Annotated in this window: 18 protein-coding genes; 14 read left to right on the top strand and 4 right to left on the bottom strand. The window is 56.0% G+C overall.

Features of this window, described 5'->3' with window-relative positions:
• Nucleotides 1-453 precede the first annotated feature (453 nt).
• The gene (gene alaE, locus CU081_RS09470; protein WP_022651718.1) at nt 454-903 is read left to right on the top strand and encodes an L-alanine exporter AlaE; all 450 of its coding nucleotides are present in this window, start codon (nt 454-456) and stop codon (nt 901-903) included.
• A 32-nt stretch (nt 904-935) separates the two neighbouring features.
• Here alaE and CU081_RS09465 read toward each other — a convergent pair whose 3' ends face one another.
• Nucleotides 936-1,280 carry a DUF2002 family protein gene (locus tag CU081_RS09465; RefSeq protein ID WP_006811693.1) on the bottom strand — a complete coding sequence of 115 codons (345 nt, stop codon included), beginning with the start codon at nt 1,278-1,280 and terminating at the stop codon, nt 936-938.
• Nucleotides 1,281-1,438: 158 nt separating this feature from the next.
• On the opposite strand from CU081_RS09465, the gene CU081_RS09460 reads away from it, so the two are divergent.
• The 13 genes from CU081_RS09460 (at nt 1,439) to leuA (ending at nt 16,245) form a co-directional block, all read left to right on the top strand.
• Entirely contained in the window at nt 1,439-1,765 is a 327-nt protein-coding gene (locus tag CU081_RS09460; protein WP_017382769.1) for a DUF883 domain-containing protein, read from the top strand.
• A 243-nt stretch (nt 1,766-2,008) separates the two neighbouring features.
• Nucleotides 2,009-2,248, top strand: coding sequence for a glutaredoxin-like protein NrdH (nrdH, locus tag CU081_RS09455; protein ID WP_017382770.1), 240 nt, complete (start codon nt 2,009-2,011; stop codon nt 2,246-2,248).
• Nucleotides 2,245-2,655: a class Ib ribonucleoside-diphosphate reductase assembly flavoprotein NrdI gene (gene nrdI, locus CU081_RS09450; RefSeq protein ID WP_003862188.1), complete on the top strand. Its 411-nt coding sequence runs from the start codon at nt 2,245-2,247 to the stop codon at nt 2,653-2,655. Before nrdH ends, nrdI begins: the two co-directional genes overlap by 4 nt.
• A complete protein-coding gene (nrdE, locus tag CU081_RS09445; RefSeq protein ID WP_022651719.1) occupies nt 2,628-4,772 on the top strand; it encodes a class 1b ribonucleoside-diphosphate reductase subunit alpha in 2,145 nt (714 codons plus the stop codon). Before nrdI ends, nrdE begins: the two co-directional genes overlap by 28 nt.
• A 9-nt stretch (nt 4,773-4,781) precedes the next feature.
• The gene (gene nrdF / locus CU081_RS09440) at nt 4,782-5,741 is read left to right on the top strand and encodes a class 1b ribonucleoside-diphosphate reductase subunit beta (protein WP_022649130.1); all 960 of its coding nucleotides are present in this window, start codon (nt 4,782-4,784) and stop codon (nt 5,739-5,741) included.
• A gap of 333 nt (nt 5,742-6,074) precedes the next feature.
• Complete coding sequence (gene proV / locus CU081_RS09435; protein ID WP_022651720.1) at nt 6,075-7,277, top strand: glycine betaine/L-proline ABC transporter ATP-binding protein ProV; 1,203 nt, start codon at nt 6,075-6,077, stop codon at nt 7,275-7,277.
• The gene (proW, locus tag CU081_RS09430; protein WP_015571659.1) at nt 7,270-8,334 is read left to right on the top strand and encodes a glycine betaine/L-proline ABC transporter permease ProW; all 1,065 of its coding nucleotides are present in this window, start codon (nt 7,270-7,272) and stop codon (nt 8,332-8,334) included. Before proV ends, proW begins: the two co-directional genes overlap by 8 nt.
• A 9-nt stretch (nt 8,335-8,343) precedes the next feature.
• Nucleotides 8,344-9,339: a glycine betaine/L-proline ABC transporter substrate-binding protein ProX gene (proX, locus tag CU081_RS09425; RefSeq protein ID WP_017382774.1), complete on the top strand. Its 996-nt coding sequence runs from the start codon at nt 8,344-8,346 to the stop codon at nt 9,337-9,339.
• Nucleotides 9,340-9,527: 188 nt separating this feature from the next.
• On the top strand, nt 9,528-10,712 hold the full coding sequence (locus tag CU081_RS09420; protein ID WP_022651721.1) for an MFS transporter: 1,185 nt from the start codon (nt 9,528-9,530) through the stop codon (nt 10,710-10,712).
• A gap of 313 nt (nt 10,713-11,025) precedes the next feature.
• Entirely contained in the window at nt 11,026-11,556 is a 531-nt protein-coding gene (emrR, locus tag CU081_RS09415) for a multidrug efflux transporter EmrAB transcriptional repressor EmrR (protein WP_017694792.1), read from the top strand.
• Nucleotides 11,557-11,686: 130 nt separating this feature from the next.
• Nucleotides 11,687-12,859, top strand: a complete 1,173-nt coding sequence (gene emrA / locus CU081_RS09410) for a multidrug efflux MFS transporter periplasmic adaptor subunit EmrA (RefSeq protein ID WP_022651722.1) — start codon at nt 11,687-11,689, stop codon at nt 12,857-12,859.
• A gap of 16 nt (nt 12,860-12,875) precedes the next feature.
• Nucleotides 12,876-14,423 carry a multidrug efflux MFS transporter permease subunit EmrB gene (gene emrB / locus CU081_RS09405; protein ID WP_006811709.1) on the top strand — a complete coding sequence of 516 codons (1,548 nt, stop codon included), beginning with the start codon at nt 12,876-12,878 and terminating at the stop codon, nt 14,421-14,423.
• A 166-nt stretch (nt 14,424-14,589) separates the two neighbouring features.
• On the top strand, nt 14,590-16,245 hold the full coding sequence (gene leuA, locus CU081_RS09400) for a 2-isopropylmalate synthase (protein WP_032610003.1): 1,656 nt from the start codon (nt 14,590-14,592) through the stop codon (nt 16,243-16,245).
• Here leuA and CU081_RS09395 read toward each other — a convergent pair.
• The 3 genes from CU081_RS09395 to gshA form a co-directional block, all read right to left on the bottom strand.
• Complete coding sequence (locus CU081_RS09395; protein ID WP_003862181.1) at nt 16,232-16,996, bottom strand: AraC family transcriptional regulator; 765 nt, start codon at nt 16,994-16,996, stop codon at nt 16,232-16,234. The genes leuA and CU081_RS09395 overlap by 14 nt on opposite strands.
• A gap of 53 nt (nt 16,997-17,049) precedes the next feature.
• Nucleotides 17,050-17,565, bottom strand: coding sequence for an S-ribosylhomocysteine lyase (luxS, locus tag CU081_RS09390; RefSeq protein ID WP_003862180.1), 516 nt, complete (start codon nt 17,563-17,565; stop codon nt 17,050-17,052).
• Between the two features lie 152 nt (nt 17,566-17,717).
• Entirely contained in the window at nt 17,718-19,262 is a 1,545-nt protein-coding gene (gene gshA / locus CU081_RS09385; RefSeq protein ID WP_022649137.1) for a glutamate--cysteine ligase, read from the bottom strand.
• Nucleotides 19,263-19,288 lie beyond the last annotated feature (26 nt).

The raw sequence follows: 19,288 nt of genomic DNA, 5'->3' as shown, positions 1-19,288 counted from the left end.
AACAGAATAATTGATTTTGGTTCTGATATCTACCCACCGTGACGTTTTGACATTATTGTAAATGTTTTAGAATATCCCGTTAATATAACCCTGAAATATATGTCTGTTTTAAAGCGTAATATACCGCCCTTCCCCAGGCCAAAAAACCCTGTTTTAAACCGTTCAAAAAACCGCCTCCAAAATCCCACACAACAAAGGTTTCACACGCGCATAGATAATCTAATTCATTGATATATTTCACTAAAATAGGCGCGAGGAGAGAAAATAACGAAGCGCGCAAAAAACGCACAATTTTAGAGAATTTTATGGCTAAAGCGCCAGTAAATAAAAATTAATCACTACTTGTTAGTTAAAAGCCAGAGAGATACGCTATACACTCAAAACAAACCAACCTAAAGCACTAAAGGCCGCAGGTAAAACGCCACTTTTTTGTCCTGTTCGAGGAGTTCAGACATGTTCTCACCGCAGTCTCGCCTGCGCCATGCGGTAGCGGATACGTTCGCGATGGTCGTTTACTGTTCCGTCGTGAATATGCTGATTGAAATTTTCCTGTCGGGAATGTCCTTTGAGCAATCTCTCTCGTCGCGCCTGGTGGCCATTCCGGTGAATATCATGATCGCCTGGCCGTACGGCCTGTACCGCGATGCAGTGATGCGTTTAGCCCGGCGTATTAGCCCGGCGGGTTGGGTAAAAAACCTGGCGGACGTGCTGGCTTACGTGACGTTCCAGTCCCCGGTGTATGTGTTTATTTTGCTGACGGTGGGCGCAGACTGGCATCAAATCGCCGCTGCGGTAAGTTCAAATATCGTGGTATCCATGCTGATGGGTGCGGTGTACGGTTACTTTCTTGACTACTGCCGCCGCCTGTTCAAAGTCAGCCCTTATAGCCAGGCAAAAGCGTAAGGTAAGGCGACTGGCTCATGCCAGTCGCAGAGTTATTGTACGTCGCCAAACAGCCCTTTCAGGAATCGCTCCAGCGCCATACGCGAGCTGAAACCGTGCGGAATACCATAATGTTCATGCGTCTCGCCGCCTAAATAGAGCGGAAATTGCTGATAATGATCGCAGGTTTTAATATCCGAGGCGGGCTCAGCAAATGACAGGCTTCTGTCTTTGAGTGTCGGGTGAATAATGAGAGCAGTACGCCCCATCCTTGCTTCACGGTTGACGTAAACATAATTCTCACCACGGCGATATCCGTACGCTTTTGATGTTACCTCATCCATGGTGAACCCTTCTTTTTCAAGAACGCGCGCCACCTCATCGGGTCGTAAATACATATCTTTTCCTCATTATCATTCCTGCCCGGCAACCTTACAGTATTCAGCATTAGCAGGGCTTTCAGAATATTCCATAAACTGCCCGATAAGCCGTGACTCGCTTCAGATATTACATTTCTGGACTAAACTAAACGGGAACACAAATTATGGAGGATCGTATGTTTAACAGACCGAACCGAAACGATATTAATGACGACACACAGGATATTCGTAACGATGTCAGCCAATTAGCGGACACGCTGGAAGCCGTATTGAAATCCTGGGGCTCTGACGCGAAGGACGAAGCAGATGCCGCGAAACGTAAGGCTCAGTCTCTGCTGCGTGAAACGCGGGCAAGGATGAACGGCCGCTCACGTACCACTCAGGCGGCCTGCGACATGGCCAGCTGCGCCACCACCTTCGTACGTGAAAAACCGCTTTGTACGCTGGGAACGGTCGCGGCGGTCGGGATTTTTGTCGGCGCCCTGCTTAGTCTGCGTAAGTAAGCGCGCGTTCTTAGCCCCGGTAGCCTCAGGCGCCGGGGCTTTTCTTTGCCTGACAACCTGAAAAAACCGTACAGCCCGCCCTGCCCCGCCAGGCTCATCATCGGGGCCTTATTAATCTGAATTTCCCATATCTTGTGTGGTTGAAACTTATATAAACTACATCTAGTATTCCCTTTAGTAAGACACACACAATATGACGCGTTTACTCGCGCCGTCCTCTCATTCTAAATGGAAATGCGAATCATGAGCATTATTATTTACACTCGTAACGATTGTGTTCAGTGCCACGCCACGAAACGGGCGATGGAGAGCCGCGGCGTGGCATTTGAGATGGTCAATATTGATCAGGTGCCCGACGCGGCAGACACCCTGCGGGCGCAGGGTTTCCGTCAGCTTCCGGTTGTGGTTGCCGGCGACACCAGCTGGTCTGGCTTCCGTCCGGACATGATCAACCGCCTTGCCGCTCAGGGCGTCAGTGCATGAGCACGCTGGTCTACTTTTCCAGCAGCTCGGAAAACACGCTTCGGTTTATGGAGCGTCTCGGGCTGCCCGCGATACGCATTCCGCTGAACGAGCGGGAGCGTATTCAGGTAGACGAACCCTACATTCTGGTGGTGCCCAGCTATGGCGGTGGCGGCACCGCAGGGGCTGTGCCTCGTCAGGTGATCCGCTTTCTGAACGATCCCCATAACCGACAGCTTATTCGCGGCGTGATCGCCGCAGGCAATCGCAACTTCGGCGAGGCCTTTGCCCGCGCCGGGGATGTCATCTCTCAAAAATGCGGCGTGCCGTATCTCTATCGTTTTGAACTGATGGGGACACAGCAGGACGTAGAGAACGTGCGTAAAGGAGTGAACGAATTTTGGCAACGACAACCGCAGAGCGCGTGATTCAGGCAACGCCGGATTACCACGCATTAAACGCCATGCTAAACCTCTATGACCGGGAGGGGCGCATTCAGTTTGATAAAGATCGTGAGGCGGTGGACGCCTTTTTTGCCGCTCATGTGCGCCCGAACAGCATCGTTTTTGGCAGCCAGCAGGAACGTCTCGACTGGCTGGTAAAAGAGGGTTATTACGAAGAGCGTGTCCTGACCCGCTACGACCGCGCCTTCGTGGTGGCATTGTTTGAACGGGCGCACGCCAGCGGTTTTCGCTTCCAGACGTTTCTCGGCGCGTGGAAGTATTACACCAGCTACACCCTGAAAACCTTTGACGGCAAACGCTATTTAGAAAGCTTTGAAGATCGGGTGGTGATGGTGGCGCTGACGCTGGCGCAGGGCGATGAAGTGCTGGCCGAAAGTCTCACGGAGGAGATCCTCTCCGGCCGCTTCCAGCCCGCCACGCCAACGTTCCTTAACTGCGGGAAAGCCCAGCGCGGCGAGCTGGTCTCCTGCTTCCTGCTGCGTATTGAAGACAATATGGAGTCGATTGGCCGTGCGGTAAATTCGGCGCTACAGCTTTCGAAACGCGGCGGCGGTGTGGCATTTCTGCTTTCGAACCTGCGGGAAGCGGGCGCGCCGATTAAGCGCATCGAAAATCAGTCCTCCGGCGTCATCCCGGTGATGAAGATGCTGGAAGATGCCTTTTCGTACGCCAACCAGCTTGGCGCGCGTCAGGGCGCGGGTGCGGTTTATCTGCACGCGCACCACCCGGACATTCTGCGTTTTCTGGATACCAAACGTGAAAACGCCGATGAAAAGATCCGCATTAAAACCCTGTCGCTCGGCGTGGTGATCCCGGATATCACGTTTAAGCTGGCTAAAGAGAATGCCGACATGGCGCTCTTCTCACCGTATGATGTTGAGCGGATTTACGGCAAAGCCTTTGGCGACGTGGCGATAAGCGAGCTGTACGACGAGCTGGTGGCCGACGATCGCATTCGTAAAAAAACCATCAACGCCCGGGATTTCTTCCAGACGCTGGCTGAAATTCAGTTTGAATCCGGTTATCCGTACATCATGTACGAGGATACGGTGAACCGCGCCAACCCGATTGGCGGGCGCATCAACATGAGCAATCTGTGCTCGGAGATTTTGCAGGTCAACAGCGCGTCCAGCTACGACGAGAACCTCGACTACGCGGACGTGGGCAAGGATATCTCCTGTAACCTCGGGTCGCTGAATATTGCCCACACCATGGACTCTCCCGATTTTGGCCGCACGGTAGAGACCGCCATTCGCGGACTGACGGCGGTATCAGACATGAGCCACATCCGCAGCGTACCGTCTATTGAAGCGGGCAACGCCGCGTCGCATGCCATCGGCCTTGGGCAGATGAACCTGCACGGCTATCTGGCGCGGGAGGGCATCGCCTACGGCAGCCCCGAAGGGCTGGATTTCACCAACCTTTATTTCTACACCGTCACCTGGCATGCGGTGCATACCTCGATGATGCTGGCGCGCGAACGCCACCAGCGGTTCGCAGGCTTTGAGCAGTCCCGCTACGCCAGCGGAGAGTATTTCAGCCAGTATCTGGAAGGCGACTGGCAGCCGAAAACCGAAAAAGTACGCGCGCTGTTTGCCCGCGCTGGCATCACCCTGCCGACGCGTGAGATGTGGCAACAGCTGCGTGAAGAGGTGATGCGCTACGGCATTTATAACCAGAACCTTCAGGCGGTGCCGCCAACCGGCTCCATTTCCTATATCAATCACGCCACGTCGAGCATCCACCCCATCGTGTCGAAGATTGAAATCCGTAAGGAAGGCAAAACCGGGCGCGTCTACTACCCTGCCCCGTTTATGACCAATGAGAATCTGGCTCTGTACCAGGACGCCTATGAAATTGGCCCGGAAAAGATCATTGATACCTACGCCGAGGCGACTAAACATGTGGATCAGGGGCTGTCGCTGACGCTCTTCTTCCCGGACACCGCCACCACGCGGGATATCAACAAAGCGCAGATCTACGCCTGGAAGAAAGGCATCAAAACGCTGTACTACATTCGCCTGCGCCAGCTCGCGCTGGAAGGCACCGAAATTGAAGGCTGCGTGTCCTGCGCGCTGTAAGGAGAAAGGATGAAACTGTCACGCGTAAGCGCCGTTAACTGGAACAAAATTCAGGATGATAAAGACCTGGAGGTATGGAACCGCCTGACCAGCAACTTCTGGCTGCCGGAAAAGGTGCCGCTCTCCAACGATATTCCGGCCTGGCAAACGCTGAGCCATGCCGAGCAGCAGCTGACAATCCGCGTCTTCACCGGCCTGACGCTGCTGGACACCATTCAGAATACCGTGGGTGCGCCCGCGCTGATGAGTGATGCGCTGACCCCGCACGAGGAGGCGGTAATGTCGAATATCAGCTTTATGGAGGCGGTGCATGCCCGCTCTTACAGCTCGATTTTCTCCACTCTGTGCCAGACCAGGGACGTGGACGCCGCCTACGCCTGGAGTGAAGAGAGCGCGTCATTGCAGCGCAAGGCAGATCTGGTGCTGGAATATTACCGGGCCGACGAGCCGCTGAAGAAGAAGATCGCCAGCGTATTCCTGGAATCTTTCCTCTTCTATTCCGGCTTCTGGCTGCCTATGTACTGGTCGAGCCGGGGCAAGCTCACCAACACCGCCGATTTGATTCGCCTCATCATCCGCGATGAAGCGGTACACGGGTATTACATCGGCTATAAGTACCAGAAAGGACTGGAGAAAGTCACCCCGGAAAAACGCGAGGAACTCAAAGGTTTTGCCCTCGATTTACTGATGGATCTGTATGACAACGAGCTGAGTTATACCGAGGAGCTGTACGCCGGAACGGGCTGGGAAGAGGACGTAAAAGCCTTCCTCTGCTACAACGCCAACAAGGCGCTGATGAACCTGGGCTACGAAGCGTTATTCCCACCGGAAATGGCGGAAGTGAACCCGGCGATCCTCGCGGCGCTGTCGCCCAACGCCGATGAAAACCACGACTTCTTTTCCGGGTCCGGCTCGTCGTACGTAATGGGTAAAGCGGTGGAGACGCAAGACGAGGACTGGGATTTTTAATGAATGAATTAACGTTCATTAATTAACTCTGCATTTCATTATTTTCAGCCGAATATTCCACTACGTACTACACTGTAATTTCCCCGTCATATTCGCCTGAATCACACCGATTCAGGCGAAATTTCCCCATGCAGCAGCAAAAAATTGAGAAAAATTCAAACCGCCCTCAGCCCTTTATTCATGGGAAATTCAGCCGTTTCGCTTGCGGCAAAATTCTGGCCTTCGGCTGGCCCAGGGTTGTCTCAGATTCTGAGTATGTTAGGGTAATGCCAGTTAACTATTTACCATGGTAATCATATCGACATAAACAAATAACAGGACACTCTCTATTGCATGGCAATTAAATTAGAAGTGAAAAATCTTTATAAAGTATTTGGCGAGCACCCGCAGCGTGCTTTCAAATATATTGAGAAAGGCCTTTCGAAAGAGCAAATTCTGGAAAAAACCGGGCTATCGCTTGGCGTTAAAGACGCCAGTCTGGCCATTGAAGAAGGCGAGATTTTTGTCATCATGGGATTATCCGGTTCGGGTAAATCCACTATGGTTCGCCTTCTCAATCGCCTGATTGAACCCACCCGCGGACAGGTGCTGATTGACGGCGTTGATATCGCCAGAATATCAGACGCGGAACTCCGCGAGGTGCGCAGAAAGAAAATTGCGATGGTGTTTCAGTCATTTGCACTGATGCCGCACATGACGGTACTCGATAATACCGCCTTTGGCATGGAGTTAGCCGGTATCCCCGCTCAGGAACGTCAGGAAAAAGCCCTTGATGCACTGCGTCAGGTCGGGCTGGAAAATTATGCTCATGCGTATCCGGATGAACTCTCCGGCGGTATGCGTCAGCGTGTGGGATTAGCGCGCGCATTAGCGATTAATCCGGATATTTTATTAATGGACGAAGCCTTCTCGGCGCTCGATCCCTTAATTCGCACCGAGATGCAGGATGAGCTGGTAAAATTACAGGCCAAACATCAGCGCACTATTGTTTTTATTTCTCACGATTTGGATGAAGCCATGCGTATTGGTGACCGTATCGCCATTATGCAAAATGGTGAAGTGGTGCAGGTCGGCACACCGGATGAAATTCTCAATAATCCGGCGAATGATTATGTGCGCACCTTCTTCCGCGGCGTGGATATTAGCCACGTATTCAGTGCGAAAGATATTGCCCGTCGAACACCAAACGGCATTATTCGAAAAACGCCAGGTTTTGGTCCGCGCTCCGCGCTGAAGCTGTTGCAGGACGAAGACCGTGAATACGGTTATCTGGTTGAACGCGGCAATAAATTTGTCGGCGTTGTCTCCATCGACTCCCTGAAAACCGCCCTGAGCGAAAACCAGGGAATCGATGCAGCGTTGATTGACGCTCCGCTTGCCGTGGACGCCGAAACGCCGCTCAGCGAGTTGCTCTCTCACGTGGGTCAGGCGCCGTGCGCCGTGCCGGTCGTCGGTGAAGAACAACAGTACGTTGGCATCATCTCAAAACGGATGCTGCTACAGGCTTTAGATCGCGAGGGGACAAACAATGGCTGATCAATCAAACCCATGGGGCACCACTGAAGCAGCGGACAGCGCGGCGCAATCTGCCGATGCGTGGGGTTCGACGCCTGCGCCTGCCGATGGCGGCGGCGCGGCAGACTGGCTCAACAGCGCACCAGCGCCTGCCCCAGAGCATTTCAATATTATGGATCCGTTCCACAAGACGCTGATCCCGCTGGATAGCTGGGTAACGGAGGGGATCGACTGGGTCGTTACCCACTTCCGTCCGGTGTTCCAGGGGATCCGCATCCCGGTGGATTACATCCTGAACGGCTTCCAGCAGCTGATGCTGGGCATGCCCGCGCCGGTGGCGATTATCCTGTTCTCGCTGATCGCATGGCAGTTCGGCAGCGCGGGTATGGGGATCGCCACGCTGATCTCCCTGATTGCCATCGGCGCGATTGGCGCGTGGTCTCAGGCGATGATCACCCTGGCGCTGGTTCTGACCGCCCTGCTGTTCTGCGTGGTGATCGGCCTGCCGATGGGGATCTGGCTGGCGCGCAGCCCCCGGGCCGCGAAAATTATCCGCCCGCTGCTGGATGCGATGCAGACCACGCCAGCGTTCGTTTACCTGGTGCCTATCGTGATGCTGTTCGGCATCGGTAACGTACCGGGGGTGGTCGTGACCATTATCTTCGCCCTTCCGCCAATTATTCGTCTGACCATTCTGGGCATTAACCAGGTGCCTGCGGATCTGATAGAGGCATCGCGCTCGTTCGGCGCCAGCCCGCGTCAGATGCTGTTTAAGGTTCAGCTTCCGCTGGCGATGCCGACCATTATGGCAGGTGTTAACCAGACGCTGATGCTGGCGCTGTCGATGGTGGTGATCGCCTCAATGATTGCCGTTGGCGGGTTAGGTCAGATGGTACTGCGCGGCATTGGCCGTCTCGATATGGGGCTGGCGACCGTCGGCGGCGTCGGGATTGTGATCCTCGCCATCATTCTTGACCGCCTGACCCAGGCTGTCGGTCGTGATTCACGCAGTCGCGGCAACCGTCGCTGGTACACCACCGGCCCTGTCGGGTTACTCACCCGCCCATTCACAAAATAAGGAACAACGATGCGACATAACGTACTTTTTGCCACAGCGTTTGCGACCCTTGTCTCCACCAGCGCAGTTGCCGCTGACCTGCCGGGCAAAGGCATTACCGTGCAGCCGGTGCAGAGCACCATTTCGGAAGAGTCCTTCCAGACCCAGATTGTCAGCCGTGCGCTGGAGAAACTGGGCTATACGGTGAATACCGCCAGCGAAGTGGATTACAACGTGGGCTATACCTCCATTGCCTCCGGCGATGCCACCTTTACCGCCGTGAACTGGCAGCCGCTGCACGACGATATGTATGCCGCCGCAGGCGGTGACAAGAAATTCTACCGTGAAGGCACCTTTGTGACCGGCGCTGCGCAGGGATATTTGATCGACAAGAAAACCGCCGATAAGTATCACATCACCAATATTGAACAGCTGAAAGATCCGAAGATCGCCAAACTCTTTGATACCAACGGTGACGGTAAAGCCGACATGATGGGCTGCTCGCCGGGCTGGGGCTGTGAAGCGGTGATTAACCACCAGAACAAAGCCTTCGATCTGGCGAAGACCGTCGACGTGAGCCACGGCAATTACTCTGCGATGATGGCCGACACCATCGCCCGCTTTAAAGAAGGCAAGCCAGTGATCTACTACACCTGGACGCCGTACTGGGTGAGCGACGTGCTGAAGCCGGGCAAAGACGTGGTGTGGTTGCAGGTGCCCTTCTCTTCCCTGCCGGGCGAGCAGAAAGATATCGACACCAAACTGCCAAATGGCATGAACTATGGCTTCCCGGTGAATACCATGCATATCGTGGCGAACAAAGCCTGGGCCGAGAAAAACCCTGCGGCGGCGAAGCTGTTCTCGGTGATGAAACTGCCGCTGGCTGACATTAACGCCCAGAACGCGATGATGCACGCGGGTAAATCATCCGAAGCAGATATCAAAGGCCACGTGGATGGCTGGATCAAAGCCCACCAGCAGCAGTTCGATGGCTGGGTGAAAGAGGCGCTTGAGGCGCAGAAGTAAAGTACTTTCCCCTCACCCCAGCACTCTCCCGAAGGGAGGGGGTGTTAGCGTTCCCTCTCCCTTCAGGAGAGGGTTAGGGTGAGGGGCTTAACCGCACAAACACACACATAACAATTCCCCAACATTCACCATCATTGGTTATTATGTTTCCGGAAAAATAATCACTTAACTCACGATTCCTGAAACTAATGACAAAAACAACTCAAGGGCTTAGCCCCGCACTCATCCTTTTAATGTCCGTGGCAACGGGTCTGGCCGTCGCCAGCAACTATTACGCACAACCACTGCTCGACACCATCGCACGCGCCTTCGATCTTTCAGCCAGCTCCGCCGGCTTTATTGTCACCGCAGCACAGCTCGGCTATGCGGCCGGGCTGCTGTTCCTGGTGCCATTAGGCGATATGTTTGAGCGCCGGATGCTTATCGTCTCCATGACGCTGCTGGCGGCGGGCGGAATGTTGATCACCGCCAGCAGCCAGTCGTTAACGATGATGATTATCGGCACCGCGCTGACGGGGCTGTTCTCGGTGGTGGCGCAAATTCTGGTTCCCCTCGCCGCGACGCTGGCTTCCCCGGAAAAACGCGGCAAAGTGGTCGGTACTATCATGAGCGGCCTGCTGCTGGGCATCCTGCTGGCGCGAACCGTTGCCGGGCTGCTGGCGAGCCTCGGCGGCTGGCGCACCGTTTACTGGGTGGCGAGCGTGCTGATGCTTATCATGGCGCTGGCCCTGTGGCGCGGCCTGCCAAAGGTGAAGCAGGAAAATCACCTGAACTATCCGCAGCTCCTCGCCTCCGTTTTCAGCCTTTTCACCCGGGATAAACTCCTGCGCACGCGCGCCATTCTGGGGTGTCTCACCTTCGCCAACTTCAGCATCTTATGGACGTCGATGGCGTTTCTGCTCGCCGCGCCACCGTTTAACTACTCAGAAGGCGTGATTGGCCTGTTCGGGCTGGCAGGCGCGGCTGGCGCACTGGGCGCGCGCCCGGCGGGTGGGCTGGCCGATAAAGGTAAATCTCATATGACCACCTCCGCAGGGCTGGTTTTACTCCTGCTCTCCTGGGCGGCCATCTGGTACGGACACGTCTCCGTGCTGGCGCTGATTGTCGGTATTCTGGTGCTAGACCTCACCGTGCAGGGCGTACACATCACCAACCAGACCGTGATTTACCGCGTGAAGCCGGACGCCCGTAACCGTCTGACGGCCGGGTACATGACCAGCTACTTTATCGGCGGCGCGGCGGGCTCGCTCATCTCAGCCTCCGCCTGGCAGCATGCGGGCTGGACGGGTGTGTGCGCCATCGGCGCCATCGTCGCGGCGATAAATCTGCTGGTATGGTGGCGCGGCTATCACCGTCAGGAAGCAATTCACTAAGTTTTACATTGCTTTGGGCCCCCGGGGTGTAAAGGGGGCCTGCATCTGTTAAGGTAACAGCAATCATTTATCCCAGAAATTTTACTGTGGGTGACATATTTACTACCGGCATGAATAGTTCAGACCCCTGTCCTCACATCCCCTCTTTCGCGGGTACACACCCCACGCTCTCTGTGCTCACCGGGTCACGGATTTACCCGGCGCTTTCTGATAGTGACATACGTTTGGCGGATATAACCGCACAAATAATTCATTTACATTATTTGTCACTGTCGTTACTATATCGGCTGTAATTAATGAGGTTATGCCCAAAATGGATAGTTCGTTTACGCCCATTGAACAAATGCTTAAGTTCCGCGCCAGTCGTCATGAGGACTTCCCGTATCAGGAAATTCTGCTGACCCGCCTGTGCATGCACATGCAGGGTAAGCTGCTGGAAAATCGTAACAAGATGCTGAAAGCGCAAGGGATTAACGAGACGTTGTTTATGGCGTTGATTACGCTGGAGTCTCAGGAAAATCACAGCATTCAGCCATCGGAACTGAGCTGTGCGCTGGGGTCATCCCGTACCAATGCAACCCGTATCGCGGATGAACTGGAAAAGCGCGGCTGGATTGAACGCCGTGAAAGCGATAACGATCGCCGCTGCCTGCATCTGCAACTGACCGAGAAAGGTCACGAATTCTTGCGCGAAGTGCTGCCACCGCAGCACAACTGCCTGCACCAGCTCTGGTCTGCCCTCAGCACCGCCGAGCGCGACCAGCTTGAGCATATTACTCGCAAGCTGCTCACCCGTCTGGACCAGATGGATGAAGATGGCGTCATCCTTGAGGCGCTGCGCTAACGCGACTATCCGCTCAACATTCCAGATTGCTAAAAAGAAAAACTGACAGGCCAGCACGTGAAACTGCTGGCCTTTCTGACAACAGGTCGGCTCAGCCGATGTGAAAATAAAAAGATCGTGGAGAACAACAATGAGCGCAAATGCGGAGAACACCCCCCCGCAGCAACCGGTCAACAAAAAGGGCAAACGTAAGAGCGCCCTTATTCTGCTGACCTTGCTCTTTATTATTATTGCCGTGGCATATGGGATCTATTGGTTTTTAGTCTTGCGTCATGTTGAAGAGACAGACGATGCATACGTGGCAGGGAATCAGGTTCAAATCATGGCCCAGGTGTCAGGCAGCGTGACGAAAGTCTGGGCTGATAACACCGACTTTGTGAAAAAAGGCGATGTGCTGGTCACGCTCGATCCTACCGACGCCCAACAGGCTTTTGAAAAAGCACAGACGGCGCTGGCCTCCAGCGTTCGCCAGACCCGCCAGCTGATGATCAACAGCAAGCAGCTTCAGGCCAATATCGACGTGCAGAAAACGGCGCTGGCTCAGGCGCAGAGCGACCTCAATCGTCGTGTTCCTCTCGGCACCGCCAACCTGATTGGCCGTGAAGAGTTGCAGCACGCCCGCGATGCGGTGGCCAGCGCACAGGCGCAGCTGGACGTGGCGATCCAACAGTACAACGCTAATCAGGCGATGGTGCTGGGTACTTCTCTGGAAAACCAGCCGGCGGTGAAACAGGCGGCGACCGAAGTGCGTAACGCATGGCTTGCCCTGCAACGTACCAAAATCGTCAGCCCGATGACCGGCTACGTTTCCCGTCGTTCCGTACAGCCAGGGGCGCAGATTAGCACCACCACGCCGCTTATGGCGGTCGTTCCGGCGAACAATCTGTGGGTCGATGCGAACTTCAAAGAGACCCAGCTGGCGCATATGCGTATCGGCCAAACCGCAACTGTGGTCAGCGATATTTACGGCGATGACATCAAGTACACCGGGAAAGTGGTCGGTCTGGACATGGGGACCGGCAGCGCGTTTAGCCTGCTGCCTGCACAGAACGCCACCGGCAACTGGATCAAAGTGGTACAGCGCTTGCCTGTGCGTATCGAACTGGATCCTAAGCAGCTGGCAGACCATCCGCTGCGAATTGGCCTTTCCACGCTGGTGACGGTCGATACCGCCAACCGCGACGGTCAGATCCTCGCAAGCCAGGTGCGCAGTACGCCAGCTTATGAAAGTAACGCCCGTGAAATTAGCCTCGATCCGGTCAATAAGCTGATCGATGACATCGTGAAGGCAAACGCCGGTTAAGCCGAAGGTGAGCGTTATGCAACAGCAAAAGCCGCAAAAACCGCTGGAGGGGGCGCAACTGGTCATTATGACCATTGCGCTGTCGCTGGCGACATTCATGCAGGTGCTGGACTCCACCATCGCAAACGTGGCGATCCCTACGATCGCCGGGAACCTTGGCTCATCGCTGAGCCAGGGGACCTGGGTCATTACCTCGTTCGGGGTGGCGAACGCCATCTCCATTCCCATCACCGGCTGGCTGGCGAAGCGCGTCGGTGAAGTGAAGCTGTTCCTTTGGTCGACGATCCTGTTCGTGCTGGCCTCCTGGGCCTGCGGCATGTCCAGTAGCCTGACGATGCTGATTTTCTTCCGCGTCATCCAGGGGATTGTCGCCGGGCCGTTGATTCCGCTGTCGCAGAGTTTGCTGCTGAACAACTATCCGCCCGCCAAACGCTCCATCGCGCTCGCGCTGTGGTCGATGACGGTGATTGTCGCCCCAATTTGCGGGCCAATCCTCGGCGGCTATATCAGCGATAACTATCACTGGGGCTGGATCTTCTTCATCAACGTGCCCATCGGTGCGCTGGTGGTACTGATGACGCTACAGTCTTTGCGTGGTCGCGAAACGCGGACTGAACAGCGGCGGATCGACGGCATCGGGCTGGCACTGCTGGTTGTCGGCATCGGCAGCCTGCAAATCATGCTCGACCGCGGCAAAGAGCTGGACTGGTTCGCCTCTACGGAAATCATCGTGCTGACGGTGGTCGCTGTGGTGGCCATCAGCTTCCTGATTGTCTGGGAGCTGACGGACGATAACCCGATAGTCGACCTCTCGTTGTTTAAATCGCGAAACTTCACCATCGGCTGCCTGTGTATCAGCCTCGCCTATATGCTCTACTTCGGCGCGATTGTTCTGCTGCCGCAGCTGTTGCAGGAGGTGTACGGCTATACCGCAACCTGGGCGGGGCTGGCCTCCGCGCCGGTGGGGTTAATTCCGGTTCTGCTGTCGCCGATTATTGGCCGTTTCGCCCATAAGCTCGACATGCGCAGGCTGGTGACGTTCAGCTTCATCATGTACGCCGTGTGCTTCTACTGGCGCGCGTATACGTTTGAACCGGGAATGGACTTTGGCGCCTCCGCGTGGCCACAGTTTATTCAGGGCTTCGCCGTAGCGTGCTTCTTCATGCCGCTAACCACCATTACGCTTTCCGGCTTGCCGCCTGAGCGGATGGCGGCGGCATCGAGCCTGTCGAACTTCACCCGTACGCTGGCGGGCTCCATCGGGACATCGATCACCACCACGCTGTGGACCAACCGGGAATCGATGCACCATGCTCAACTCACCGAAGCAGTGAACCCGTTCAACCCTAACGCTCAGCAGATGTATAGCCAGCTTGAGGGGATGGGGATGACGGAGCAGCAGGCGTCCGGCTGGCTTGCCCAGCAGATCACCAACCAGGGGCTGATTATCTCGGCAAACGAGATTTTCTGGATATCGGCGGGGATCTTTATCGTCCTGCTGGGGCTGGTGTGGTTTGCCAAACCACCGTTTGGGGCCGGTAGCGGGGGCGGTGGGGCGCATTAGCCCTCATTACAGGACGCCTTACCCGGCCTACGATCGTAGGCCCGGTAAGCGCAGCGCCACCGGGCAACTTCTACGGTTGTCCAAAACGCGACAGCGATTGTCAGTTCCGATAAAGCAGCGCGCCTGAAATCGATTCACGATAGTGAAAAGACAACAGGAGCGCACCATGCTGAACACACCCGCCGACAAATACCAGCCTTACCCCACCCTTTCGTTGCCCGACCGCCGCTGGCCGGAGCAGATTATCACCTGCGCCCCGCGTTGGCTCTCGACCGACTTACGCGACGGTAACCAGGCGCTGGCCGAGCCGATGGACAGCGCGCGCAAGCTGCAATTCTGGGATCTGCTGCTGACCTGCGGGTTTAAAGAAATAGAAGTCGCCTTCCCGTCCGCCTCGCAGACGGACTTTAATTTTGTACGTCAGCTGATTGAGGAGAATCGCATCCCGGATGACGTCACCATTCAGGTGTTAACGCAGGCGCGGGACGATCTTATCCATCGCACTTTCGACTCCCTGCGCGGCGCGAAGCAGGCCACCGTTCACCTGTATAACGCTACCGCCCCGCTGTTCCGCCGTCTGGTATTCGGCATGGAGAAAGCGCAAATCGTCGAGCTGGCGACGCGCGCGACGCGCCTGATTCGTCAGCTGTGTGAAGAGAACCCTGACACCCGCTGGCAGTACGAATACTCCCCGGAAACCTTCTGCTTTACCGAACCGGAGTTTGCGCTGGAGATTTGTGAAGCCGTGGCGGAGATCTGGCAGCCGTGCGCGGCGCGTCCGATGATCGTCAACCTGCCCGCTACCGTCGAAGTGAGCACGCCGAACGTCTATGCCGACCAGATCGAGTATTTCTGCCGCCACTTCAGCCGCCGCAGTGACGTCTGTATCAGCGTACATCCGCATAACGATCGCGGAACGGGCGTCGCCAGCGCGGAGCTGGCCGTCATGGCCGGGGCTGACCGCGTGGAGGGCTGCCTGTTTGGCAACGGTGAGCGCACGGGCAACGTCTGCCTGGTGACGCTGGCGATGAACCTCTACAGCCAGGGCATTAGCCCGAATCTGGATTTCAGCGATATGAATCGGGTGGTTGAAACGGTAGAAACCTGCAACCAGCTGCCCGTCCATCCGCGCCATCCGTGGGCGGGTCGTCTGGCTTACACCGCCTTCTCCGGCTCGCACCAGGATGCCATCAAGAAAGGTTTCGATGCCCGTAAGCCTGGCGAACGTTGGGAGATGCCCTATCTGCCCGTCGACCCGCAGGATATTGGCTGTACCTATGAAGCGGTGATCCGCGTGAACAGCCAGTCAGGAAAAAGCGGAAGCGCCTGGCTTATTGAGCAAAACCACGGCCTGAAATTGCCTCGCGCCCTGCAACAGGATTTTAGCCAGCACGTGCAGCAGGAAACGGATAACCATGGAAAAGAGATGACGCAGAATGCGCTCTGGCAGCTGTTCCGCGCCCGTTACGGCCTGGTGGCGAGCCCGCCATTAGCGCTGCAATCGTACCGCAGCGACAGCCAGCAGGACGGCCAGCTGCGGCTGACGGCAAGCGTCGCCACGCATGGGGGCACCCGCCAGCTGGAAGGCCAGGGAAACGGTTTGCTCTCCGCCGCCGCTCACGGCTTAAGCCGCTGGATCAACGCGTCGTTTGTGATCAAGGATTATCACGAACATACGTTAGGCGAACGCAGCGACAGCCGCTCGGTGGCCTATATCCGCTGCCTGTTCCAGGATGGGACCAGCCGCTGGGGCGTGGGCATCGACAGCGACGTGGCACGCGCGTCGATTCAGGCGCTTTTTAACGCGGTCAGTCGTTCCTGAAGTAATCGCTGGGTGAGAGACCCATTACCCGGCGAAACATTGCCGTAAAGGCGCTGTGGCTGCCATACCCCAGATCCAGCGCCACGCGTAATACCGGCTGGCCCTGCGCCAGCCGCACTAAGGCTTCCAGCAGTCGCGCCCTTCTCACCCACTCGCCGTAGCTCAGGCCTGTCTGCTGCTGAAAATGACGGTTCAGCGTGCGTTCGCTCATCCCCACAATACCTGCGGCCTGGGCGCTGCTCCAGCTTTCTCCCGGGGCCATTCGAATCTGCTGGCAGAGATGGCGCAGCGCTTCGCTTTCCGGCTCGGGCAGGTGAAACGGCAGCACCGGCATGAGACGAATTTCATCGAGGATCAGCTCATAAACACGTTCATCGCGGCTTCCGGGTGCGTAAGATTCAGGAAGCGTAAGGGAGGTCAGGATCAGCTCGCGCAGCAGGGGCGAGATCTGCACGATCTGGCAGGTCGCCGGGAGATCGGCGCGCGCCAGCGGGTCGATAAACAGCGTGCGGGCGGCAACGTTGCCGGTGATGCGCAGGGCGTGCTGCGTACCCGCAGGTAGCCAGACGCCGCGACCGGGCGGCACCACCCAGCAGCCGGATGCGGTATCCACCCGCACGACGCCGGTGAGGCTGTGCAGGAGCTGCGCGCAGTCGTGCTGATGCCACGGCTCGCTGTCGCCATGAGCATAATCATGCGAAAACGGCACAAGCGGGCGATGGGTAAAGGAGAAGGTGGTGGTTGTCGTCATCAGGATTGTAGGCCCGGTCAGCGAAGCGCCACCGGGCATCCACAGGCACGATACTAAATGTGCAGTTCCTGAAGTTTTTCTTTTGGCAGGGCCAGCTCGTCGTTGCTGTTTACACGAACATCACGTTCGATGATATGACGGGCAATCTCCTGAGCTTCTTCCAGAGAGTGCATCTGGTAAGTGCCGCACTGGTAAACGTTCAGCTCAGGGATCTGGTTCTGCTCTTTCACCTTCAGCACGTCTTCCATCGCCGCTTTCCACGCATCCGCGACGCGTTTCTCTTCAGGCTGACCAATCAGGCTCATGTAGAAACCGGTGCGGCAGCCCATCGGAGAGATATCGATGATCTCCACGCCGTTGCCGTTCAGGTGGTCGCGCATGAATCCGGCGAACAGGTGTTCCAGCGTGTGAATGCCTTTCTCTGGCATCACTTCTTTATTCGGCACGCAGAAGCGCAGGTCGAAAACGGTGATCGTGTCGCCGTGCGGCGTGTTCATGGTCTTCGCCACGCGGACTGCTGGTGCTTCCATACGGGTATGGTCGACAGTAAAGCTATCTAATAACGGCATACGTCACCTCCGATAGTGATTTTTTTTAAAATAAACTGAACTCTTCTACAGAATGCGCGTCTGAGTATATGAAAGACGCGCATTTGTTATCATCATCCCTGAATTCAGAGATGTATATTTTGGCCACAGCGATGTGGCCTTTTTCTTTTGGTTCAGGCCTGCTTCGCCAGAAACGCCTCAAACGACTCCGTATCCGCCGCTTCGACCTCTTTCTGACGCACAACGGACGCATCGCGCTCTGCCACAAAATCCGCTTCGCTCAGGATCTCTAACGGCTCCTGCATCAGCATCTCACGGTACTCCGCTGAGAGTGAACGCCCTGTGCCACCAATTCCCTGCTCAATCATAGAACGCAGAATACGTGCTGAGAATGTCAGTTCCGGGTTATCAAAGCTTTCAACCAGTTCGTCGCAGACCTTCTGGTAAGCTTCGCCGCCGTACACGCTATCCAGCGTCTGGGCTACGCGCTTCAGGTCATGGAACAGATCCTTCCCTACCTTAGACAGTGGGAACTGAGCCGTTTCACAGCCAATACCTAACGTCAGGCCCGGCTTGCGCCCTTCCAGAATCACGCGATTCCAGTTGGCACGGGTACACAGCAGTTCGTCGGAACTCATTTCCGGCGCATCCGCCAGTACGCACCAGACCATAAACAGGTCAAGGAAACGAACCTGCTGCTCGTCAACGCCAATCGGTGAGAACGGGTTGATATCCAGCGAGCGCACTTCAATGTATTCGATCCCGCCGCGCTGTAGCGCATCCGACGGCGTTTCACCGCTGCGCGTCACGCGCTTCGGACGAATCGGCGCATACAGTTCATTTTCAATCTGCAACACGTTGGTGTTAATTTGCAGGCGTTTGCCGTCTTTTTCGAGGCCGATTTTTTCGTACTCTTCCGACGGGGTTTTTATCGCCCGCTTCAAGCCTGCCACATATTCGTGCAGATCGTTAAACGTAATTCCGAGATTGCTTTGCGATTTATTGGTATAGCCAAGGTCGCTCAGGCGCAGGGAGGTCGCGTATGGCAGGTAATACATGCCACATTCGGTCTTCTCGAACGGTAGCGTGGTCGGTTTCCCTTGCAGGAACGATGAACAGATAGCCGGGGACGCGCCGAACAGATACGGAATAACCCAGCCAAAACGGTAGTAGTTGCGGATCAGGCGGAAGTAGCCCGCGGAGATCGCTTCTTTATCCGTTTCACCGCACTTCGCCTGCCAGAACGCCATCGGCAGAGAAAAGTTGTAGTGCACGCCAGAGATCGTCTGCATCAGTGCGCCGTAGCGGTTTTTCAGTCCTTCGCGATACAGCGTTTTCAGCCGACCAATATTCGAGGTGCCGTACTGCGCCAGCTCGATATCCTGCCCCTGCTCGATATAGCACGGCATGCTGAGCGGCCACATACGCTCGTCGCCGAGGTTGCGGGCGGTGAAGCGATGCACGTCGCGCATGATCGTCAGCATATGATCAATATCACCGTCTACTGGCGTGATGAACTCCAGCAGCGCTTCGGCGAAATCGGTTGTGATCCATTTATGTGTCAGCGCCGAGCCTAACGCCTTCGGGTGTCCCGTAGTCGCTAAGCTACCATCCGCATTTACGCGCAGCGTTTCGCGCTCAAGCCCACGCTGAATCCCCTTCAGTGCCTGAGGGTGATTTTCCAGCCAGGCCAGCGCCTGTGATACGTCCGGGATCAATTTGACCTCCCGCCTGTCAAAAAATT

It is taken from the genome of Enterobacter sp. CRENT-193 (assembly GCF_002787395.1).
Taxonomy (GTDB): domain Bacteria; phylum Pseudomonadota; class Gammaproteobacteria; order Enterobacterales; family Enterobacteriaceae; genus Enterobacter; species Enterobacter hormaechei_C.
This window is presented reverse-complemented; position numbering and strand designations above follow the sequence as displayed.